This is a genomic window from Sphingomonas sp. AC435 (genome assembly GCF_979253005.1).
Genome location: NZ_CEEDCJ010000004.1, coordinates 337,103 through 357,795, shown reverse-complemented (window position 1 = coordinate 357,795; position 20,693 = coordinate 337,103). Strand labels below are relative to the sequence as shown.

The following is a 20,693-nucleotide window of genomic DNA, read 5'->3' as shown; positions in this document are numbered from 1 at the left end:
TCACCAATTCAGGTCAGTCCTCGCGTGTTTCCGTAATGCCCAGCAACTTCAGTTTGCGATGCAAGGCGGAGCGTTCCATGCCGATGAAACTAGCGGTGCGCGAGATATTGCCGGAGAAGCGACGGATCTGGACGCGAAGATATTCCCGCTCGAATGACTCCCGTGCCTCCCGCAGGGGTGCGCCCATAATCGCGGTCGATCCGCCGCCGCTACCGGCACCCTGCCCGAGCACTTCGGCGGGCAGCAGATCGAGATCGATCCGGCCGATGCGATCGCCGGGAGCCATGATGACGGTCCGCTCCACAACGTTGCGAAGCTGGCGGACATTGCCCGGCCATTCATAGGATTGCAGCGCAACCATCGCATCCGGCGCAATTTCCGGGGTCGGAACCCGACGCTCGGCGGCATAGTGCGCGATGAAATGCTGGACCAGAGGCGGGATGTCCTCGCGCCGATCCGCGAGCGGCGGCAGGATCACCGGAACGACGTTCAGGCGGTAATACAGGTCTTCGCGGAATCGCCCCTCGGCGATCTCTTCTGTCAGGTTGCGCGAGGTGGCGGAGACGACCCGCACGTCGACCTTCACCACGCGGCTGCCGCCGACTCGGGTGAAGCTCTGGTCGGTCAGCACGCGCAGGATGCGCGCCTGCGTCGCCACCGGCATGTCGGCGATCTCGTCCAGGAACAGCGTGCCGCCATGTGCCTGTTCGAGCAGCCCCGGTCGGACGAGGTCGCCGCCCTCCTCCACCCCGAACAGCTCCTCCTCGACGCGTTCAGGGGTCATGTTCGCCGCCGACACGATCACGAATGGTGCCGCGGTTCTTTGGCTCCAGCCGTGCAGCAGCCGCGCCGCGACTTCCTTGCCGACCCCGGCGGGGCCGACGATCAGCACCCGGCTACCGGTCGCCGCGACGCGCTTCAACGTCGCGCGGACGCCGTTGATCGCGGCGGAGCTACCCGTAAGGTCGGTATCGCGACCGGCATAGGCGCGCAGCGATGCGACTTCGCGACGCAGCCGCTCCGTCTCGGTTGCCCGCGCGACCATCAGCAGCAGGCGTTCGGCCTCGAACGGCTTCTCGATGAAATCGACCGCGCCCTTGCGGATCGCGGCAACGGCGGTGTCGATGCTGCCGTGACCGGAGATGACGAGCACCGGAATCGACGCGTCGCGGCGCTTGATCTCGTCGAGCAGCTCCAGTCCGTCGAGCCGCGACCCCTGCAGCCAGACATCGAGCAGCACCAACGACGGCCGACGTTCGGCGATCGCCTCCAGCGCGGCATCGCTGTGCGCGGCGGCACGCGTGCCGTAGCCCTCGTCCTCCAGCACACCCGCGACCAGTTCGCGGATGTCCGTCTCATCGTCAACGACCAGGATGTCGAGCGCCATTATACTATGTCCGCCAGTTGTTCATGTTCGGTGTGAAGTCAGCGATGCAAGCTGGCCCTCCCCGGCCGGCTCCGGTGTGGTCGCCCCCTGATCGAGCCGCGACAGGCCGGCGGCGTCGAACCGCATCGTCACGATCGTGCCGCCACCGTCTCGGTCGGCGAACTCGATCGTGCCGAGATGCTCCTCGACGATCTTCTTGACGATCGCGAGGCCCAGGCCGGTGCCCCGCGCGCGGGTCGTCATATAGGGCTCGACGATGCGTTCGCGCGCGGCGGGTAGGCCGACGCCGTCGTCCGCGACGGAGACGATGACGGTGCCCGCGTCCTCGCCCAGCGTCATCGTCACCTCGCCACCATCGCGCCCGGTGGCTTCGATCGCCTCGACGGCGTTCTTGACGATATTGGTCAGCGCCTGCCCGATCTGGCGACGATCGCAGACGAGGCCTGGGGGCGGATCGTCATGGACCAGCGCGAAGCGGACGTTCGGGTGCGCGACCTCGTGCAGGAACAGCGCCTCGTGCGCAGCGTCGATCAGCGATTCCTCGCGGAACACCGGCTTGGGCATGCGCGCAAAGGACGAGAACTCATCGACCATCCGACGGAGGTCGCCGACCTGCCGGACGATCGTCTCCGTCAGGCGAGCGAAAGTACCGTCGTCATTCTCGATCTTGCTGCCATAGCGTCGCTGGAGCCGTTCCGCGGCAAGCTGGATCGGGGTCAGGGGGTTCTTGATCTCGTGCGCGATGCGGCGGGCGACGTCGGACCAGGCGGCGCGGCGTTGATCCACCAGTTGCTGCGTCACGTCGTCGAAGGTCAGGATCGGTCCGCGGTCGATATGCGCGATGCGCACCGCCAGTGTGCGGGCATCCGCCCCCTCCCCCACCTGCACCACCGCCTCGCGCGCGCCGGCATCGACGAGCGCATCGAGTTCGGGCGCGATGTGACGCAGCGGCTGGCCGACCACGCCGTCCTCGCCCGGGCGACCGAGCAGGCGGACGGCGGAGGCGTTGGCGATGCTGACGCTGCGGTCCGGCCCGGTCGCGACGACGCCGGCGGAGACGCCCGCCATGACCGCCTCGATCAGCGCGCGCCGGCTTTCGAGCTGTTCGTTGACCGACAGCAGCGTGCCGTTCTGCGCCTCGATCCGGCCGGTCATCTGGTTGAACGCGCGGGCGAGCGTGCCGACCTCGTCGCGGCTGCGCGGGTCGGGAACGCGCGCCGCGAGGTCCCCGTCCGCAACCCGGCGCGCGGCAGCGACGAGTTCGCCGACCGGCCGGACGAGGCGATCCGCGACGTTCAAGGCGATCCAGACCGCCACGCCGACGATGAGGAAGGAGATCGCCAGCAGGGCGGCGTTGAATTTCAGCTGCAGGCTGCGCGCTTGCGCCAGCAGGGTACGGTAATCCCCGCGCACGGCGCGCGCGCGCTTCGATTGGTCGTTCATGAACGCCAAGTTGGTAAATCGGCCAGCGTATAGATAAGCGCCGTCAATTTCTGGCATTCTGGTGATGACTTGGATGCGTTGACCCGTGTCGGTTACAACGAACGGCTGGCCGGCAAGCAGCAACTTGATTTTAGCTCGATCGATTACTTGTCGCAGATCACGATTATAGGGATTGACCAGCGCGATCGTCTGCACCTCCCCTTTGGGGGAATCATAGTAAATTGCGGCTTCGTTCAAGTTGCGTTGATAGACTTGCCGGCCGAAATACTCCTTGAACTGCTCGCTATCGACCGGAACCTGCCCGAGTGTGCCGGAAAGGTCGTTCGCCATCGCCGTCGCCTCACTCGTCCAGCGGTCGAGGCTCATCTGGTATGCGGTCGTCGCCAGATCGGTGGCGTTGTTGATCATCGTCCGCGCCTGATCCGAATACCAGAACTGCACGCCGTACTGGAACAGCAGCGACGCGAAGATGGTGACGAGCAGCATCGGGACGGCGGCCATGACGGAGAAGATGGCGACCAGTCGAACGTGCAATCGCCCCTCTCCGCCAACAGGCGACCGGGCGGCGCGGCGCAGGGCGATGCGACGGCCGAGCAGCATCAGCAGCGCGATACCGGGGACGAGATTGGCGACCAGCAGAAGCGCGACCAGCGGCGGCGCTATCAGCCGTTCGGGGGCATCGAATCCCGACAGGATGAAGTAGCTGGCGACGGCGATCGACACCGCGAGCACCAGCACCGCGACCTCTACTGCGGGCGTCACCCGAAGCCGCCGCGAGGGCGTGTCGTCGAGCTGGAACGGCGTCGCGGTGGCGATCATTATCGCCGCCCTACAAGGTCGACCGTTGCATGAAAACCACAATCTTGGTGAGACGGAGCTTTTCGCGATCAGGGCTTCCGCGGATCGAGCCCCAGGGCGTCGAGCCGTTTGCGCAGCGTATTCCGGTTGATGCCCAGCGCCCGCGCCGCACGAAGCTGGTTCTGGCCGTGCCGTGCCAGCATAGTCTCGATCAGCGGGCGTTCCACCTCCGCAATGACGCGATCGTAGAGCGTGCCGTCCTCCAGCGCCTCCGGCCGCTCGCGCGCGATCCGGCCGACCAGCGTGCGGACGGCCTCATCGAAGTCGACGCTGACCTGCGGCGCTGCGCTGACGCGGGTGCCGTGAATCGCCGTGATCGCGTCCGCGCCGACCACCTCGTCCCGGGTCAGCACCGCCAGCCGGCGCATCAGATTCTCCAGCTCGCGGACGTTGCCCGGCCAATCGTGCGCACGCAGCACCTCGGCAGCGTCGGCGGCGAGCTGGCGGCGCGGCAGCCCCTCGGCGGCGGCGGCATCAAGGAAGTGGCGGGCAAGGATCACGACATCGTCACCACGCTCACGCAGCGGCGGAAGGCTGAGCGGTACGACGTTCAGGCGGTAGAACAAATCCTCTCGGAAAAGCCCCGCCGCGACCTGATCGGCGAGGTTGCGGTTGGTCGCGGCGACGATGCGAACATCGGCGCGGATCGTCCGCGCGCCGCCGACGGTGGTGAACTCGCCGGTCTGGAGCACGCGCAGCAGCCGCGTCTGCGCCTCCATCGGCATGTCGCCGATCTCGTCGAGGAACAGCGTGCCGCCCGATGCCTGCTCGAAGCGGCCGGCGTTGCGCGCGGCCGCGCCCGTAAAGGCGCCGCGTTCATGCCCAAACAGTTCCGCCTCGATCAGTTCGCGCGGGATCGCGGCCATGTTGATCGCGACGAACGGCGCAGCGCGACGGCTGCCGAGATCATGGATCGCGCGGGCGACCAGTTCCTTGCCGGTGCCCGACTCGCCGGAGACCAGCACGGTCAGATCGGTCGAGACGACGCGGGCGATCACGCGATAGACGTCCTGCATCGCCGCCGATCGCCCGATCAGCGGGAGCGTCGCATCCTCTGCCACAGAATCTTCCGCAGTCCCCTTGCCGCGAGTCAGCGCACCGTCGACGGCTCGTGCCAGCACGTCCAGATCGAAGGGTTTGGGCAGATAATCATAGGCTTGAAGGTCGGCCGCACGGACAGCGGTGGTGAGCGTGTTCTGTGCGGACAGCACGATCACCGGCAATTGCGGGTGCAGCGTCAGCAGGCTGCGAACATGGTCGATGCCGTCACCGTCCGGCAGGATCACGTCCGTGATGAGCACGTCCGGTACCTCGGTGGCGATCGCGCGGTCGAGTTGGGCGAGGCTGTCGGCGGTAGTGACGATATGGCCGGCGCGGCGAAGCGCCTGCGCGACGACGGTGCGGATCGCGGCATCGTCATCGACCAGCAGGACGCGGCTCATATCGTTCCTCTCGGCAGGAGCAGGCGCAGCACCGTCGCCTCCGGCGTACCCTCCCGCGCATATTGGACGATGCCGCCCATGTCGCGGACCAGCTTGTCGACGAGCGCGAGGCCGAGCCCCTGCCCCTCCCGACGGCCGGACACGAACGGTTCGAACAGATGGTCGGCGATATCGGCCGGCGCGCCCGGCCCGTTATCGATGACACAGATCTCGATCGGCAGCGGCACGCGCGGCTGGCCAATCGCGGCGCTGCGCGTGATGCCGTGGCGATAGGCGGTGCTCATCACCAGCCGGGGATCACGTTCGCTACGAACGGCTTCGCGGGCGTTCTTCAACAAGTTGATGATGACCTGAGTCAGCGCATCGCGGTTGATCAGCGCCGGCGGGAGCGAGGGATCGAAGCGTTCCTCGATCGCCACGCCGCGCGCGAAACCGGCCAGCGCAACGGCACGGGCATGATCGAGCAAAGGATAGATGTTCTCGGCGGTCAGCGGCAGGGGCCGGGTGTCGCCGAACTCCTGCATCCGGTCGATCAGTGCTGCGATGCGATCGACCTCGGTGACGATCAGATGCGTGAGTTCGCTTGGTCCCAGCAATTGCGCGGCACCGCGAATGGCGGACAGGGGATTGCGAATCTCGTGGGCCAGCATCGCCGCCGCCCCTTCGGCCGCGCGCGCGCCACCGATCCGGTCGGCGGTGTGGCCGAGCCGGTGGGAGCCGGCCGCGGTATGCAGCGTGATCGTCCGCCAGCCGGGATGATCCGCGACGGCCGCTTCCACGAAATCGACGCGGATGCGGACGCCCCGAGCCGTCGCGATCTCCGTGTCGTAGACGGCATAGCCATAGCCGCCCCGGTCATGAGTCGCTTCGGGCGGGGGCAGGATCGCGGTCAGCGGCTGCCCGCGCATGACGCGCTCGGACAGGTTCAGCAGCTGCTCGGCCAGCGCATTCGCGTGAGCGATGCGATCGTCGGGGTCGATGACGACGACCGCGACCGGCAAGGCAGCGAACAGGTCGCCGAAGCCGGGCCGACCCTGCCCACCGCCGGGTCGCCCGTCAGGCTGCGGCAAGGCGACGCCAGGGGGCGTAGAACTCTGCGAGCATCGCCCTGACCCGGTTCGCATCCGGCTCCTGATTCACGGCGTTGCGGAACTCGGCCGATCCGGTCAGCCCCTTGGTGTACCAGCCGATATGCTTGCGTGCCATGTTGACGCCGGTGAATGTGCCATAGTGCTCCAGCATCGCATCGTAATGTTCTGTAATAACGCGATATTGCTCGTCGAGATCAGGATCGGGCCGGCGGCGACCGGTCTCCAGCCATTCCATCACCTGCCCGAGCAACCACGGACGCCCGTACGCGCCACGCCCGATCATCAGCCCGTCCGCACCCGATTGTTCGAGCGCAGCCTCAGCGTCCTCGATCGAGTTGATGTCGCCGTTCGCGATGACCGGGATGGACACCGCCTGCTTGACGCTCGCGATGAAGCGCCAGTCGGCCTGCCCCTTGTACATCTGGTTGCGGGTGCGACCGTGGACCGTAATCATCTTCGCGCCGAGATCCTCGGCGATGCGGGCGAGTTCGGGCGCGTTGAGGCTGTCGTGGCACCAACCCATGCGCATCTTCAGCGTCACCGGGGCGGAGACCGCCTTCACGACCGCATCGATCAATTGCGTGGCCAGCTTCAAGTCGCGCATCAGCGCCGATCCGGCGTCGCCGTTCGTTACCTTGCGGACCGGGCAGCCCATGTTGATGTCGATGATCGCCGCGCCGCGATCCTCCGCCAGCTTGGCCGCTTCGCCCATCTCGTAAGGGGTGCAGCCGACGAGCTGCATGGAGACGGGTTCTTCGGACAGATGCCAGGCGGCCTTCTGGATCGATTGACGCGTCTCGCGAATGGCTGCCTGGCTGGCGATCATCTCCGTGACGTTGAGCCCCGAGCCATAGCGACGCACGAGGGTGCGGAACGGCATATCGGTCACGCCCGTCATCGGCGCGAGCACGACGGGACAATCGATCCGGACGGGCCCGATCTGGATGGGGGAAAGCTTTTGCATGTACCTGAAAACCGGGCATCGCCTAGCGGAAAGGGCCTCTCGACGCAAGGCTGGCGGTCGTCCGCGGTGCGCGCTACCGCTGCCCAATGCTCCGTCATCGCACCGCAGCACTGATCGTCGCCGCCGGGTCCGGCACGCGGGCGGGGCGCGGCGTACCCAAACAATTCGCGACGGTCGCGGGCCGGCCGCTGGTTGCGCATGCCTTCGCCGCGCTGGCCGGTCAGGTCGATGAGGTGGTGTTGGTGATTGGTCCCGGTCAAAGCGCGCTGGCGCGATCGGCGCTTGGAGCCGATGTGCAGCTCGTCGAAGGTGGCGCGACACGGCGCGAGTCGGTCGCGAATGGACTGGCGGCCCTGTCTGCCGATGTGAAGCGCGTGCTGGTCCACGACGCGGCCCGGCCGTTCCTGTCGCCCGCGGTCATCGCCCGCGTCGTCGCCGCGTTGGACGATCACGATGGCGCGACGCCGGTACTGGCCGTGGCCGACACGCTGGTGCGCGGCGACGCGCTGCTGGGAGAGGTCGTGCCGCGCGCCGGGTTGCACAGGGTGCAAACGCCGCAGGGCTTTCGCCTGGACGTGCTGCGCGCTGCGCACGCCGGCTGGCCCGCCGACGAAGAGGCGACCGACGACGCGCAGATGGTGCGACGGCTTGGCGGACGCGTCGCGTTGGTGCAGGGCGACGCGATGCTCGACAAGATCACCTATCCCGATGATTTCGCGGCCGCCGAGGCGCGCCTCGCGTGGGAAAGCCGTTCCGCCAGCGGCTTCGACGTCCACCGGCTGGAGGCGGGCGAGGAATTGTGGCTTGGCGGTGTGCTGATCCCGCATGATCGAGGGCTGTCGGGGCATAGCGACGCCGACGTCGCCCTGCACGCGCTGACCGATGCCGTACTCGGCACGATCGCGGCGGGCGACATCGGCACGCATTTCCCGCCGAGCGATCCGCAGTGGCGCGGCGCGGCATCGGACCAGTTTCTGGCGCATGCGGCGAAGCTGGTCGCCGACAAGGGTGGTCGCATCGACTTCGTCGACCTGACCATCCTGTGCGAGGCGCCGAAGATCGGGCCGCACCGGGCGGCGATGGTCGCGCGCATCGCCGACATCCTGAACCTGACCCCCGACCGGGTCAGCGTGAAGGCGACGACCACCGAGCGGCTGGGCTTCACGGGCCGCGAAGAAGGCATCGCCGCGCAGGCGATCGCCACGATCAGCGTGCCGCGCGTGGGCCGTGGAGGACAGGCATGATGCGCCTTACGACCATGTTCGTGACGATGGCGCTACTCGCCGCACCCGCGGCGGCGCAGGCCAAGCCCTGCCTCAACAATGCGGAGGCGGAGTCGCTCGCGCTCGTGGCCTTGCCGGAGATCATCCGCGAGACGGGCCGCGTGTGCACCGCGCGCCTGCCCTCCGCCAGCCTGATCCGTCGTCCCGACGGGCCGCTGATCCTGAAATATCAACAAGCCGCCGACCGGGCTTGGCCGGGTGCCAAGTCGGCGATCATCAAGTTGAGCGATCCGGCCGCCGATCTGTTGCTGGCATCCGACTATGCGCGGCCGGTGCTGACCAGCATCGTCGTGCCGCTGATCGTCGGGCGCATCGACCTGAACGATTGCGGCACGATCGACCGGCTCGTCACGCAACTGGAGCCGCTGCCAGCGCGTAACACGGCGAGCATCGTCGTGACAGTGCTCCAGTATCTGAAGATGAACGAGCGCGGCGGCGGCAAGTCCGGCGTCCCCGCCCTGCCGCTGTGCCCGGCAGCGTGACGGACACGCTCCTCCCCGCGCAGCTCGTCGAGTCGGCGCAGCGCGTCGTCGAGGCGAACCGCAAGGCGGGGCGCAGGATCGCGGTCGCAGAGAGTTGCACCGGCGGCCTCGTCGCGGCGGCGCTGACCGAGGTGCCGGGATCGTCGGACGTGTTCGTTGCGTCGATCGTCACCTATTCGGACGAGGCGAAAACCGATCTGCTGAAGGTCGGCCGCGATCTGGTCGAGACGTTCGGCGCGGTGTCTATCGCGGTCGCGTGGGGCATGGCGCGGGGCGCCGTCGAGAAGACCGGTGCGGATGTTGCGGTCGCGATCACCGGCGTCGCAGGACCGGGCGGCGGCAGCGAGAAGAAACCGGTCGGTACCGTGGTCTTCGCGCGAGCCGAAAAGGACAGCGATCCCAACGACGTGCATGCCGACCGCCGGCTGTTCCCGGATACCGGGCGGGGCGGCGTGCGGCTTCAGGCGGCGCTGTGCGCGCTCGAACTGCTGATGCCGCTGGAGCCGGAAGCCGAGTTGGAGGCACCGTAAAGGACGGCGGCGCGGTCTTCGAACGCGCCGATCATGCGGCGGAGAGCGGTGCCGAACACCTGCCCAGCGAGCATCTCGAACACGCGGTTCTTGAACTGGAAATCGACCGCGAAGTCGACGGCGCAACCCTGCTCCTCCGGTCGGAAACGCCAGTCGTTGCGGAGATATTTGAGCGGCCCTTCAACATAGTCGACGCGGATCGTCTCCGGCCGCGCCTTTTCGACGCGGCTGGTGAACGTCTCGCGGAGCCCTTTGAAACCGACGATCATGTCGGCCAGCGTCTCCGTCTCGCCGTCCTTGCGGACGCGCATCGCGGTGACCCAGGGTAGGAATTCGGGATAGCGCTTCACGTCGGCGACGAGGTCGAACATCTGCTCCGCACTGTACGGAAGATGCCGCGTTTCCTGATGCTTAGGCATAGGCGGTCATACCGCGATCACGGCCCGCGGCCGTGGTGCCAGCTTCGCCTCGCGCGCGGCGCGCAGCTTCGCGAAGTCGTCGCCGGCGTGGTAGCTCGACCGGGTCAGCGGGGACGACGCGACGAGCAGGAAGCCCTTCGCGCGTGCAATGCCGGCATAGGCGTCGAACGCCTTGGGCGTGACGAACTCCGCAACCTTCGCGTGGCGCGGCGTCGGCTGGAGGTACTGCCCCATCGTCAGGAAATCGATGTCCGCCGAGCGCATGTCGTCCATCACCTGATGCACCTCCAGCCGCTCCTCGCCCAAGCCCAGCATCACGCCGGACTTGGTGAAGATCGAGGGGTCATGGCGCTTGACCGATTCGAGCAGCCGCAAAGACGCGTAGTAGCGCGCGCCGGGGCGGATCGTCGGATACAGGCGGGGCACGGTTTCGAGATTGTGATTGTAGACGTCGGGCCGCGCCTCGACGATCGACTCGATCGCCGCCTGCGCCTTGTTACGAAAGTCGGGGGTCAGAATCTCGATCGTGGTGGTGGGGTTGGCGGCACGGATCGCGTGGATCACCTTCACGAACTGCGACGCGCCGCCATCGGGGAGGTCGTCGCGATCGACGGAGGTGACGACGATATGCTGCAGGCCCATCTGCGCCGCCGCCTCCGCGACGTTCTGCGGCTCCCGTGCATCGACCGCGCGCGGCATGCCCGTCTTGACGTTGCAGAAGGCGCAGGCACGGGTGCACGTGTCGCCCAAGATCATGACCGTCGCATGCTTCTTCGACCAGCATTCGCCGATGTTCGGGCACGCCGCCTCTTCGCAGACGGTGGTCAGGCTTTTCGAGCGCATCAGTTCGCGCGTGGCGGCGAAGCCGGCGCTCGTCGGGGCTTTCACCCGGATCCAGTCGGGCTTGCGGACGCGTTCCGGGCGACCATCCATAGGGGCGAGCGGCGTCATGTCGTTCATGAGGTGCAGATAGGATTGCGCCGGCCAAATGTCACATGAAAGTGCATCCGGCGATACGGAACATGACAGACTTGTCATTATTTGTCGCAATGCGGTAACGGCGCGTCGCAAGCCAGGAACCGGACGGACCAACACCGGTTAGGATGCCAACGGCCGATTCGGCCCAAGATGGAGCTTCAGTGCAGATGACCGACTTTTCCGACCTGATCGAGGGTTACTACAAGTTCCGTGGTACGGAATGGCTGACCGAGCGCGAGCGGTGGACGGAACTCGCCTCGGGCCAGTCGCCGAAAGTGATGGTCATCGCGTGCTCCGACAGCCGCGTCGATCCGGCAACGATCTTCGGCACGCACCCGGGCGAAGTGTTCGTCGTGCGCAACGTCGCCAACCTTGTCCCCCCGTATGAAACGGGCGGCGGCTATCACGGCGTGTCGGCAGCAGTGGAATTCGCCGTCACGAAGCTCAAGGTGGCGGAGATCGTCGTGCTGGGCCACGGCGCATGCGGCGGCGTGAACGCCGCGCTGACGCAGAGCTTGGCGCAGTCGAGCCACGGCGATGGTGGCTTCGTGAAGGACTGGATCACGCTGCTCGACGGTGCGCGCGAAAAGGTGGTGGCCGAGCACGGCACCGGTGCCGAAGGGCAGACGGCGCTGGAGCAGGAGTGCGTCCGCGTGTCGATCGCCAACCTTCAGACATTCCCGTTCATCCAGGAACGTGTCGCCGACGGATCGCTGAAGATTCACGGCGCCGTCTTTGCGATCGCCGATGGGAAGCTGAAGGTGTTGCAGGACAACGACGCGTTCGAGGCCGCCTGAACGATCAGGCCCGGCGGTACTCCCCGCCGGGCCGTTTTCTTATCCGGCGTTTGGCGCGACAGCTTTGTCGATGTCCTTCTTCGTCTCTGCGGTCGAGCGGAGGTTGAGTTCGCGAAGCTGCTTGGCGCTGGCGAAGTTGGGCGCGCCCATCATCAGGTCCTCCGCTTTCTGGTTCATCGGGAAGACGACGACCTCGCGGATGTTCGGCTCGCCGGCCAGCAGCATCACCATGCGATCGATGCCTGGAGCGGAGCCGCCGTGCGGAGGCGCGCCAAACTTGAAGGCATTGATCATACCCGCAAAGTTCGTATCGACATCGGCCTGCGTGTAGCCGGCGATCTCGAACGCCTTGTACATGATTTCCGGACGATGGTTCCGGATCGCGCCGGACGACAGCTCCACGCCGTTGCAGACGATGTCGTACTGGTAGGCGAGGATGTCGAGTGGGTCCTTGGTTTCCAGCGCCTCCATCTCGCCTTGCGGCATCGAGAAAGGGTTGTGGCTGAAGTCGACCTTCTTCGCGTCCTCGTCATATTCGAACATCGGGAAGTCGACGATCCAGCAGAATTCGAAGCGGTTCGGATCGATCAGGCCGAGCGTCTCGCCGACGCGGGTGCGCGCGAGGCCGGCGAGCTTGGCGGCCTGAGCTTCCTTGCCCGCGGCGAAGAACACGCCGTCGTCGGGACCGAGATCGAGCGCCGCGGCCAGCTTCGCCATCCCCTCTTCGCCGTGATTTTTGGCGATCGGGCCGCCCCACTCGCCGCCCTTGCGGGTCGCATAGCCGAGGCCCGCGAACCCTTCCGATTGTGCCCAGGCGTTCATGTCGTCGAAGAACTTGCGGCTCCTGTCCGCCGTCGCCGGTGCCGGGATCGCGCGGACCACGTCGCCCGCCTCGACGATCGAGGCGAAGCGGCCGAAGCCGGAGCCGGTGAAATGCGCGCTGACATCGCTGATGAGGATCGGGTTGCGGAGGTCCGGCTTGTCGTTGCCGTATTTCAGCATCGACTCCCGATACGGGATGCGACGGAACGGCAATGCCGAAACCTGACGACCCTTACCTTGCCAGTCGGCAAACTCTTCGAACAGACCATGCAGCACGGGCTCGATCGCTTGGAACACATCCTCTTGCGTGACGAAGCTCATCTCGAAGTCGAGCTGATAGAACTCGCCCGGCGAACGATCGGCACGCGCGTCCTCGTCGCGGAAGCAGGGCGCGATCTGGAAATAGCGATCGAACCCCGCGACCATCAGCAACTGCTTGAACATCTGCGGCGCCTGCGGCAGCGCGTAGAACTTCCCCGGATGGACGCGGCTGGGAACGAGATAATCGCGCGCACCCTCCGGCGACGACGCGGTCAGGATCGGCGTCTGGAATTCGGTAAAGCCCTGCCCGATCATCCGCTGGCGGACGCTGGCGATCACCTGACTGCGAAGCATGATGTTGGCGTGCAGCCGCTCGCGACGGAGATCGAGGAAACGATAGCGGAGGCGGATGTCCTCCGGATATTCGGCGTCGCCGGCGACCGGCAGCGGCAGCTCCTGCGCGACGCTCTGCACCGTCACCGCGCGGGCAAAGACCTCGATCGCGCCCGTGGCGAGGTTGGCGTTGGCGGTGCCCTCCGCGCGCGCCTTCACGATGCCGTCGATGGTGATGACCGACTCGGTTCGCGCCGCTTCCAGCACCGGCAGCGCGGGCGAATCGGCATCGGCGACGACCTGGGTGATGCCGTAATGGTCACGCAGGTCGACGAAGAGCACGCCGCCATGATCGCGCTTGCGGTGGATCCAGCCCGACAGGCGGACGGTCTGGCCGACGTCCGCGGCGGTGAGCTGGGCGCAGGTGTGGGAGCGATAGGCGTGCATGGGTTTCATCTCGCATACGCGCCACCCCGGCGAAGGCCGGGGTCCAGTCTCGGGCTGCTCGCAACTGGACCCCGGCCTTCGCCGGGGTGGCGGCTGGAATAGGTGGAGGGCGCTTCCCTTCCCTATCCCTCTTTGTCAACCCGCGCGACCCTCGCTATGAACCGGACGATGCATATCCATCCGTTGATTACCGACAGCGCGACACTCGCCAATCTCTGCCATCGCCTCGCTCAGGCCGACTTCGTCACGGTCGATACGGAGTTCATGCGGGAGAGCACCTATTATCCCGAACTGTGCCTGATCCAGATCGCCGACGTGAACGAGGCGGCGGCGATCGACCCGAAGGCGCCGGGGCTCGACATGACGCCGCTGCTCGAACTGATGGTCAATAACGAGGACGTGCTGAAGGTCTTCCACGCGGGCGGGCAAGACCTTGAAATCGTGTATAACCTGACGGGCAAGACGCCGCACCCGCTGTTCGACACGCAGGTTGCGGCGATGGCGCTCGGCCAGGGGGAGCAGATCGGCTATTCCAATCTGGTCGACAGCTGGCTCGGCATCCAGATCGACAAGGGCGCGCGCTTCACCGACTGGGCGCGGCGGCCGCTGGATGCGCGACAGATCGAGTATGCGATCGGCGACGTGACGCACCTCGCCGCGATCTTCCCGAAGATGCTGGAGCGGCTGCGCAAAACCGGGCGTGGTGCGTGGCTGGATCAGGAGATGGAGCGACTGGGCGATCCCGCCAATTACGCCAACGACCCCGATGTCGCATGGAAGCGCGTCCGCGTGTCAGGCCGCAAGCCGGACATGCTCGGCCGGCTGAAGGCGATCGCGCGCTGGCGCGAACTGGAGGCGCAGGCGAAGGACCTGCCGCGCGGCCGCATCGTCAAGGACGAGACGCTGGGTGATCTCGCCAGCCATCCACCGCGCAAGCAAGCCGATCTCGCCCGGGTGCGCGGCCTGTCCGCGACATGGGCCGGCAACGACATCGGTGCGCGATTGATGGCGGCGATCGAGGGGGCGACGCCGCTCGACGGGGATGAGCTGCCGCCGCGCGACGATCGCAAGCCGGGGCTGGGTAAGGAAGGATCGCTGGTTGCGGACCTGCTCAAGCTGCTGCTGAAAATCCGGTCGCGTGACATCGACGTCGCGTCGAAGCTGCTGGCGCGGTCCGACGAGCTGGAGGCGCTGGCCGCCGGGGTTCGCACCGGGCTGCCAATGCTGGAGGGCTGGCGCTACGACCAGTTCGGGCGCGACGCGGTCGATCTGGTCGAGGGGCGGCTGGCCTTCGCGGTGATCAACGGCCGCTTGAAGATGACGCGAACCGAGGAGGAAGTCGCATGAGGAGCCTGTTGATGCTGCCGGTGTCGGTGGCGGTTCTGCTGGCCGGATGCACGACGATGCCGCCCGCGCCGCAGCCCACCGGCCCCTGCGTGGTCGACGAGCCGACCCGCATGCGCTTCGTCGGCACGAAGTTCGACAGCGAAATGCGCGACGAGATGCAGGCGCGGACGAACTCCCGCATCCTGCGCGTGCTGCGGCCGGATGAAGCGGCGACGATGGACCTGCGCGAGGATCGGCTGAACGTCGTGTTGGACGATGGCGGGCGGATCGACGGGCTCCGCTGCGGGTAAAAGCCGCCTAGCTGAGGACCGGCTTGCGACCGAGCAGCGCGGCCAGCGCGGCGTGACGCTTTTCCACGGTTTCGCCGTACAACGCGCGGTCGTCGTTCGGCAGCGTGAGCGCGACGGTCCCGGCATCGCCGGTCAGGCGGGTGCGCTGAAGCGGACCGGCGAGACCGGCGGACAGACGCTGGCCAAGCCGGATCGCGAGCCCCCACGCGACAGCGGTCGCCAGCGATCGCGGATCGGCGAGGCGTGACAGCGGCTCCGGCGAGATCGTGCCGCCCCCCAGACTGGTGAACAGCGCCTGCGCCAGTTGCGCGCGTTCGCAGGCATCGATCGCCACCCAGTTGCCATGCAAGGCGACCTCAACACCGCGTTCGGCGCGGAACTCGGGATTCGCGTGCCAGCCGACATCCGCGAGCAGGCAGGCGGCGTGGCGGATACGCGCCTGCGCAGGCGATTCGTGCCCGAACAGTGGCGCGATCCAACGGTCGAGCAAGTCGCCATGTTCGGGGAACCGTCCCAGCAGCCGCCCCTCCTCCCGCGCGGCGACGATCAGCGGGTCGAGCACGCGCGTTTTGGCGTCCAGCATCTCGAACAACAGCCCCTCACGCAGACCGAACGCGGAAATGACGGTACCGGTCGACCCGAGTTCGCGGATGACGATCTCCAGCAGCGCGGCGGCATCGGCCAGCGTCGCAGCGCGTCCGGCGGACAGGCCGGGGATGTCGCGCAACTGTTGCTTGGTCATGCCGGGAAGCTGTGCGGCGAGGGACGCGATCGTCGCGGGTAATAGTTCGTACTGGTGGACCACGGGCAGCGGGTAGTCCGACAACCCCATGTGCAACCGCCCGAGCGCCCGCCACGATCCGCCGACGAGATAGAAGGGCAGCCCCCTGCCCCGGCTTCGCCAACCTGCCGTGGCGATAAGGTCGGTGACCCGCTTCTCCAGCGGCTTGCCGCGGGTGCCCGCGATGCGCAGGACGCCGAGCGGGAACGACACGCGGTCCTCGACCTCGCCGCGGCGCACGCGCACGAGTTCGAGGCTGCCGCCGCCCAGATCGCCGACCACCCCGTCGGCAGCGGGCATACCGGACAGGACGCCGTAGCCGGCCCCCAGCGCCTCCTGCTCCCCCGAAAGGATTTCAACATTCAGGCCCAGCGACTCGGCTGCCTGGATCAGTTCCGGACCGTTCGCCGCATCGCGCACGGCGGCGGTAGCGACGGTGCGGACGGTCGCCACCTCCATCTCGCGAGTCACGGCAGCGAAGCGCGCGAGGGCGACTTGCGCTGCGGCCAGCGCGCCCGGCTCCATCCGCCCGGTCTGTGCAAGACCACGCCCAAGCCCGGCCATGACCTTTTCGTTGAACAGCGTCGCCGGCAGCCGTGCCGGGCCCTGATAGACGACGAGCCGCACCGAGTTGGAGCCGATGTCGACGATCGCCCTACGCGACGGATCCGAACGCTTGCCGAAGATGTTCATGGTGCCGCCCGCAGCGACAGCGTCGGCACCTTCTGCAGGGCCGCACCACGCCCGGACAGCGACGGGTTCGTCATGAAATACCGATGCAGGTTGAAGGGCTTGTCGCCCGGATCGACGCGCGTGTAGTCACCGTCCGGCCCCAATATCCAGCTCTGCTCGTTATCCAGCAGATTGGCGACCATGACCTGATCGAGGATCTGGTCGTGGACGGTCGGATTCGTGATCGGCAGCATATATTCGACTCGCCGGTCGAAATTGCGCGGCATCCAGTCGGCGGACGAAATGTACAGCTTCGCGCCGTCGTTGGGTAATTTCTTGCCGTTGCCGAAGACGCAGATGCGGCTGTGTTCGAGAAAGCGGCCGACGATCGATTTGACGTGGATATTGTCGGACAGGCCGGGCACCTGCGGGCGGAGGCAACAGATGCCACGGATGATGAGATCGACCTCGACCCCCGCTCCTGATGCCTCGTACAATTTGTCGATTAACGCGGGATCGACCAGGCTGTTCATCTTCGCCCAGATCGATGCCGGTCGTCCCGCCTGCGCATGGGCGATCTCTGCGTCGATCAGCCGCAATAGCCGCTGGCGGAGGTCGCCGGGCGACAGGCTGACGATCTTCATGTCCTGCGGCTCGACATAGCCGGTGACGTAGTTGAACATCTGCGCGGCATCGTGCCCGATCACAGGATCAGCCGTGAAGTAGCTGAGATCGGTGTAAATCTTTGCCGTCACCGGGTGGTAGTTGCCGGTCCCGAAATGGCAGTAGGTGCGAAAACCACCGCTTTCACGGCGCACGACCAGCGACACCTTGGCATGCGTCTTCCAATCGATGAACCCATAGACGACCTGCACGCCGGCGCGCTCCAGCGCCGAAGCCCAGACGAGGTTCTGTTCCTCGTCGAAGCGCGCCTTCAGCTCGACGACGGCGGTGACGGACTTGCCCGCCTCCGCCGCGGCGATCAGCGCGTTGATGACGGCGGATTGCTTTCCGGCGCGGTACAGCGTCTGCTTGATCGCCACCACGTCGGGATCGTTCGCAGCCTGCTTCAAGAAGGCAAGCACCACTTCGAATGTTTCATAGGGGTGATGGACGACGATGTCCTTGGCTCTGATCGCGGCGAAGCAATCGCCGCCAAACTCACGGATTCGCTCGGGAAATCGCGGGGTGAATGGCGTAAACTTCAGGTCGGGGCGGTCCTCGTCGACCAGCATGTCGAGGTCGGTGATGCCGAGCAGGTTGCCACTCTCGGTGACGATGGTGTCGCTGCCGCCGAGTTCCTCCTTCAACAGGCCTTCCAACGCGTCGGGCATGCCGGTTTCCAGCTCCAGCCGGATGACACGTCCGCGTCGGCGGCGCTTGATCGCGTTGGCGAAATAGCGGACGAGGTCCTCCGCCTCTTCCTCGATCTCGATATCGCTATCGCGCAGGACGCGGAAGGCAGCGGCACCGTGGACCTCGTAACCGGGGAAGAGCACGGGCGCGAACCGCTTCACGATCGTCTCGACGGAGACGTACCGCGCCTTGTCACCCGGCAGGCGGACGAAGCGCGGCATCGTCGCGGGCAGCATGACGATCTCGCGGATCGGCTCCTTGTCGGATTTCCGCTCCAGATCGAAGATGACCGACAGCCCCTTGTTGGGAATGAAGGGGAATGGGTGGGCGGGATCGAGCGCCTGTGGCGTCAGGATCGGAAAGATCTGCTCACGAAAATGCGTCGCAAGCCACTCGTCGGCCTCGCCGTCGATCGCGTCGCGGCGGAGGATGAATAGACCGGCCTGATCGAGCAGCACCCGCAGGTCGCCCCACACCGCCTGCTGGCTCTCCATCAACCGGTCGGCCTCCGCGACAATCGCACCGAGCTGCTGCCCCGGTGTCAGGCCGTCGACGGAACGCCGCTCGACATCCTGTTTCTGCTGTCCTTTCAACCCCGCGACGCGGACCATGAAGAATTCGTCGAGGTTCGACCCGCAAATCGACAGAAAGCGCAGCCGTTCGAGCAGCGGGTGCGCAGAATTGCACGCTTCTTCCAGCACCCGGCGGTTGAACGCCAGCCACGACAGTTCGCGGTTGAAGTAGCGGTCGTTCGGCTCGGCGACGAATGCGTCGTCATCGGCCTCCGCGATCGTCACGATATGCGCTGGGCGGGTCATGGCATCTCCGGTTTGCCGGCGATCAGGCCGGCATCGATCAGGGTGGCTCGGGCAAGCGGAATGGTCAGGCGCTTGCGACGTTCCGCACAGGCCTGGTCGAGCGCATCAACCGTCCGCTCGACCGCCAGATGACTGCGTTCGATCCGGGAAGACAGCCAGTCGACGAGGTCCGGTCGCGAATCGAGACCCAGCCGATTGAGGCGATAGTCGAGCAGCGACCGCACCAGCGCATCGTCCGGCGCGCCGACTTCGACATGCACGCTGGCGGCAAGGCGTGAGCGCAGATCGGGAAGCGCGACATCCCACAAGGGTGGCGGCGCGTCGGTGACCAGCAGCAATGGCCGGCTGCTCGATTGCGCGCCATTCCAGGCGTGGAACAGCGCTTCCTCCGACGTTGCATGAGCATCGTCGATGATCGCGCCGCCGCTTTTCGCGGCGAACAGGCGAGCGAGCGTGCTGCGGCCCGAGCGGCGCGGACCGGTGAGGATCGCGACGCGCACCTGCCACGAGCCCCAGCGCTCCAGCAGGTGAACGGCGCGCGCATTCGATGGTGTCACGAGAAACGAATCGTCGCGGGGGTCGGCGGGGAGCGCCAGCGGCAAGGCCATCTGGCTGGGGAAGAGGCTGCGCGCCACGCCTTCAGCCGGCCGTCTGGCCGTCCGCTGGAACATCGGGCGGTACGACCTGCGGCGCACGCCGGATGCGGAGCGTGTCGCCTGCGCCCTGCACCTGATAGCCGCGTGCCTCCAACGCAGCGGTGAGCGCTGCCGCCCCGCCGTCCGTCACGACGCGCATCAGCGATACGCCGCCAAGCGCGAGGCTAGTCGTCGCCGCCGACCGCACGCCGGGGATCGCGCGCACCAGCGCCTCCGTGTTGGCGACACTGGCGGTGCCGGGCGTGTCGAACTGGATCGTCAGCGTCGCGCCGGCGCCGATGGCGGGCGTACCCAGATTGGCCATGACCGTGTCGATGTCACCGGTGGGAACCGGCGCCTGCGTGTCCTCCGGCTTCGGCGGTGGCGACAGGGCGACGTCCGGCTCCAGCCGGCCGCTGCGCAGCGCCTGCTGATAGATCGCGTCGAGCCGCTGCACACCCGTGTCGAGCAGTTGCGGCACGCCCGCCGACGTGCCGACTCGCAGCAGGAACCGCCCGATCAGGTCGTTGTCCGGGCCATGCCGCGCCTCGAACGCGCCGATCACGGGCCCGCCGGGGTATTGCCGCGTCAACCGGACAGTGGGGATCAGCACGTCCGATGCACCATACTGATCGATGATCGTCCGCCACCAGCCGCGGCCGGGCCGCTGGATCTGGCCGACGTTCAGCAGCAGCGGGTCGGCACCCGTTCCGGACGGCCTGATGTAATCGACCGAAGAATTGCCGGTGCGAAACCGCGCCCACGCCTCCTGCCACGGCGTCCGCTGCTCGAACACCTGACCGATCCCGCCGGACCAGAGGACCGGTACGACGAGCATCGGCGTCGAGCGGCCGGCGGAGGTTGCGATGCCCAGAACGGCGCCCGTGCGCCCCCGGTCGAACAGCACGCCCAGTCGCGCGATGTAGCGCGTCGGCCCGATCTGCTCGTTCTCGACGACGATCCCCGACACGAGCTGGTCGAGCGTGCCGTCCGACACCAGTCCTCCGCCGCCGCCGAGCCGTCGCGAGAGCTGCACCCACGCCTTCCTCTGCGCCAGCCGCCAGCCGCCCAGCCGGGCACCGTCCGCGGTCTTCGCGGCGACATCGACGGTGACGCCGGAAACTTCGAACGCGCCGGCGCTGTCGACCGGCACGACGCCGCGGCCGGTATCGTCCATCTGCGCAACCGTGGCGGAAGCGAGAGCGAGCGCGGCTACGGCGGCAAGAGCGATGGAGCGGCGCATGGTGCCGCGCCTTT

General features: G+C 66.9%; 18 protein-coding genes. 6 read left to right on the top strand and 12 right to left on the bottom strand.

Annotated elements, in window-relative coordinates:
- Positions 1-13: 13 nt before the first annotated feature.
- From ntrX to dusB, 5 genes are all read right to left on the bottom strand, one after another.
- A complete protein-coding gene (gene ntrX, locus AC0CH8_RS10725) occupies positions 14-1,387 on the bottom strand; it encodes a nitrogen assimilation response regulator NtrX (RefSeq protein WP_465239869.1) in 1,374 nt (457 codons plus the stop codon).
- Positions 1,388-1,408: 21 nt separating this feature from the next.
- Entirely contained in the window at positions 1,409-3,649 is a 2,241-nt protein-coding gene (locus tag AC0CH8_RS10720; protein WP_465239868.1) for a sensor histidine kinase, read from the bottom strand.
- Positions 3,650-3,717: 68 nt separating this feature from the next.
- Positions 3,718-5,130, bottom strand: coding sequence for a nitrogen regulation protein NR(I) (gene ntrC / locus AC0CH8_RS10715; protein WP_465239867.1), 1,413 nt, complete (start codon positions 5,128-5,130; stop codon positions 3,718-3,720).
- Complete coding sequence (locus AC0CH8_RS10710) at positions 5,127-6,200, bottom strand: two-component system sensor histidine kinase NtrB (RefSeq protein ID WP_465239866.1); 1,074 nt, start codon at positions 6,198-6,200, stop codon at positions 5,127-5,129. Before AC0CH8_RS10710 ends, ntrC begins: the two co-directional genes overlap by 4 nt.
- Entirely contained in the window at positions 6,187-7,185 is a 999-nt protein-coding gene (gene dusB / locus AC0CH8_RS10705; RefSeq protein ID WP_465239865.1) for a tRNA dihydrouridine synthase DusB, read from the bottom strand. The genes AC0CH8_RS10710 and dusB overlap by 14 nt, the downstream gene beginning before the upstream one ends.
- 86 nt (positions 7,186-7,271) lie before the next feature.
- On the opposite strand from dusB, the gene AC0CH8_RS10700 reads away from it, so the two are divergent.
- Genes AC0CH8_RS10700 through AC0CH8_RS10690 form a run of 3 tightly spaced genes read left to right on the top strand, consistent with a single transcriptional unit; the run spans position 7,272 to position 9,480 of the window.
- Positions 7,272-8,429: a bifunctional 2-C-methyl-D-erythritol 4-phosphate cytidylyltransferase/2-C-methyl-D-erythritol 2,4-cyclodiphosphate synthase gene (locus AC0CH8_RS10700; protein ID WP_465239864.1), complete on the top strand. Its 1,158-nt coding sequence runs from the start codon at positions 7,272-7,274 to the stop codon at positions 8,427-8,429.
- Positions 8,426-8,950 carry a hypothetical protein gene (locus AC0CH8_RS10695; protein ID WP_465239863.1) on the top strand — a complete coding sequence of 175 codons (525 nt, stop codon included), beginning with the start codon at positions 8,426-8,428 and terminating at the stop codon, positions 8,948-8,950. Before AC0CH8_RS10700 ends, AC0CH8_RS10695 begins: the two co-directional genes overlap by 4 nt.
- Positions 8,947-9,480, top strand: coding sequence for a CinA family protein (locus AC0CH8_RS10690; protein ID WP_465239862.1), 534 nt, complete (start codon positions 8,947-8,949; stop codon positions 9,478-9,480). The genes AC0CH8_RS10695 and AC0CH8_RS10690 overlap by 4 nt, the downstream gene beginning before the upstream one ends.
- Here AC0CH8_RS10690 and AC0CH8_RS10685 read toward each other — a convergent pair.
- Together AC0CH8_RS10685 and lipA are read right to left on the bottom strand one after the other, a co-directional pair.
- On the bottom strand, positions 9,411-9,899 hold the full coding sequence (locus AC0CH8_RS10685) for a type II toxin-antitoxin system RatA family toxin (RefSeq protein WP_465239861.1): 489 nt from the start codon (positions 9,897-9,899) through the stop codon (positions 9,411-9,413). The two genes, AC0CH8_RS10690 and AC0CH8_RS10685, sit on opposite strands and share 70 nt — an antisense overlap.
- A 6-nt stretch (positions 9,900-9,905) precedes the next feature.
- Positions 9,906-10,859 carry a lipoyl synthase gene (gene lipA, locus AC0CH8_RS10680; protein ID WP_211534338.1) on the bottom strand — a complete coding sequence of 318 codons (954 nt, stop codon included), beginning with the start codon at positions 10,857-10,859 and terminating at the stop codon, positions 9,906-9,908.
- Between the two features lie 185 nt (positions 10,860-11,044).
- Between lipA and AC0CH8_RS10675 the strand changes: the two genes are divergently transcribed.
- Positions 11,045-11,674: a carbonic anhydrase gene (locus AC0CH8_RS10675; RefSeq protein WP_204193275.1), complete on the top strand. Its 630-nt coding sequence runs from the start codon at positions 11,045-11,047 to the stop codon at positions 11,672-11,674.
- Between the two features lie 39 nt (positions 11,675-11,713).
- Here AC0CH8_RS10675 and aspS read toward each other — a convergent pair whose 3' ends face one another.
- Positions 11,714-13,537, bottom strand: a complete 1,824-nt coding sequence (aspS, locus tag AC0CH8_RS10670) for an aspartate--tRNA ligase (RefSeq protein ID WP_465239860.1) — start codon at positions 13,535-13,537, stop codon at positions 11,714-11,716.
- A gap of 168 nt (positions 13,538-13,705) precedes the next feature.
- On the opposite strand from aspS, the gene rnd reads away from it, so the two are divergent.
- Together rnd and AC0CH8_RS10660 are read left to right on the top strand one after the other, a co-directional pair.
- The gene (gene rnd, locus AC0CH8_RS10665; RefSeq protein ID WP_465239859.1) at positions 13,706-14,884 is read left to right on the top strand and encodes a ribonuclease D; all 1,179 of its coding nucleotides are present in this window, start codon (positions 13,706-13,708) and stop codon (positions 14,882-14,884) included.
- Entirely contained in the window at positions 14,881-15,174 is a 294-nt protein-coding gene (locus AC0CH8_RS10660) for an I78 family peptidase inhibitor (RefSeq protein ID WP_465239858.1), read from the top strand. Before rnd ends, AC0CH8_RS10660 begins: the two co-directional genes overlap by 4 nt.
- A 7-nt stretch (positions 15,175-15,181) precedes the next feature.
- On the opposite strand, the gene AC0CH8_RS10655 is transcribed toward AC0CH8_RS10660, so the two are convergent.
- From AC0CH8_RS10655 to AC0CH8_RS10640, 4 genes are read right to left on the bottom strand one after another with little or no spacing between them, the layout of a single operon-like run.
- Positions 15,182-16,648, bottom strand: coding sequence for a Ppx/GppA phosphatase family protein (locus tag AC0CH8_RS10655; protein WP_465239857.1), 1,467 nt, complete (start codon positions 16,646-16,648; stop codon positions 15,182-15,184).
- Entirely contained in the window at positions 16,645-18,801 is a 2,157-nt protein-coding gene (locus AC0CH8_RS10650) for an RNA degradosome polyphosphate kinase (protein ID WP_465239856.1), read from the bottom strand. The genes AC0CH8_RS10655 and AC0CH8_RS10650 overlap by 4 nt, the downstream gene beginning before the upstream one ends.
- Positions 18,798-19,409 (bottom strand): HdaA/DnaA family protein, encoded by a 612-nt coding sequence (locus AC0CH8_RS10645; RefSeq protein WP_465239978.1) that lies wholly within the window; start codon positions 19,407-19,409, stop codon positions 18,798-18,800. The genes AC0CH8_RS10650 and AC0CH8_RS10645 overlap by 4 nt, the downstream gene beginning before the upstream one ends.
- A gap of 31 nt (positions 19,410-19,440) precedes the next feature.
- Complete coding sequence (locus tag AC0CH8_RS10640) at positions 19,441-20,679, bottom strand: heavy-metal-associated domain-containing protein (RefSeq protein WP_465239855.1); 1,239 nt, start codon at positions 20,677-20,679, stop codon at positions 19,441-19,443.
- Positions 20,680-20,693: the final 14 nt, after the last annotated feature.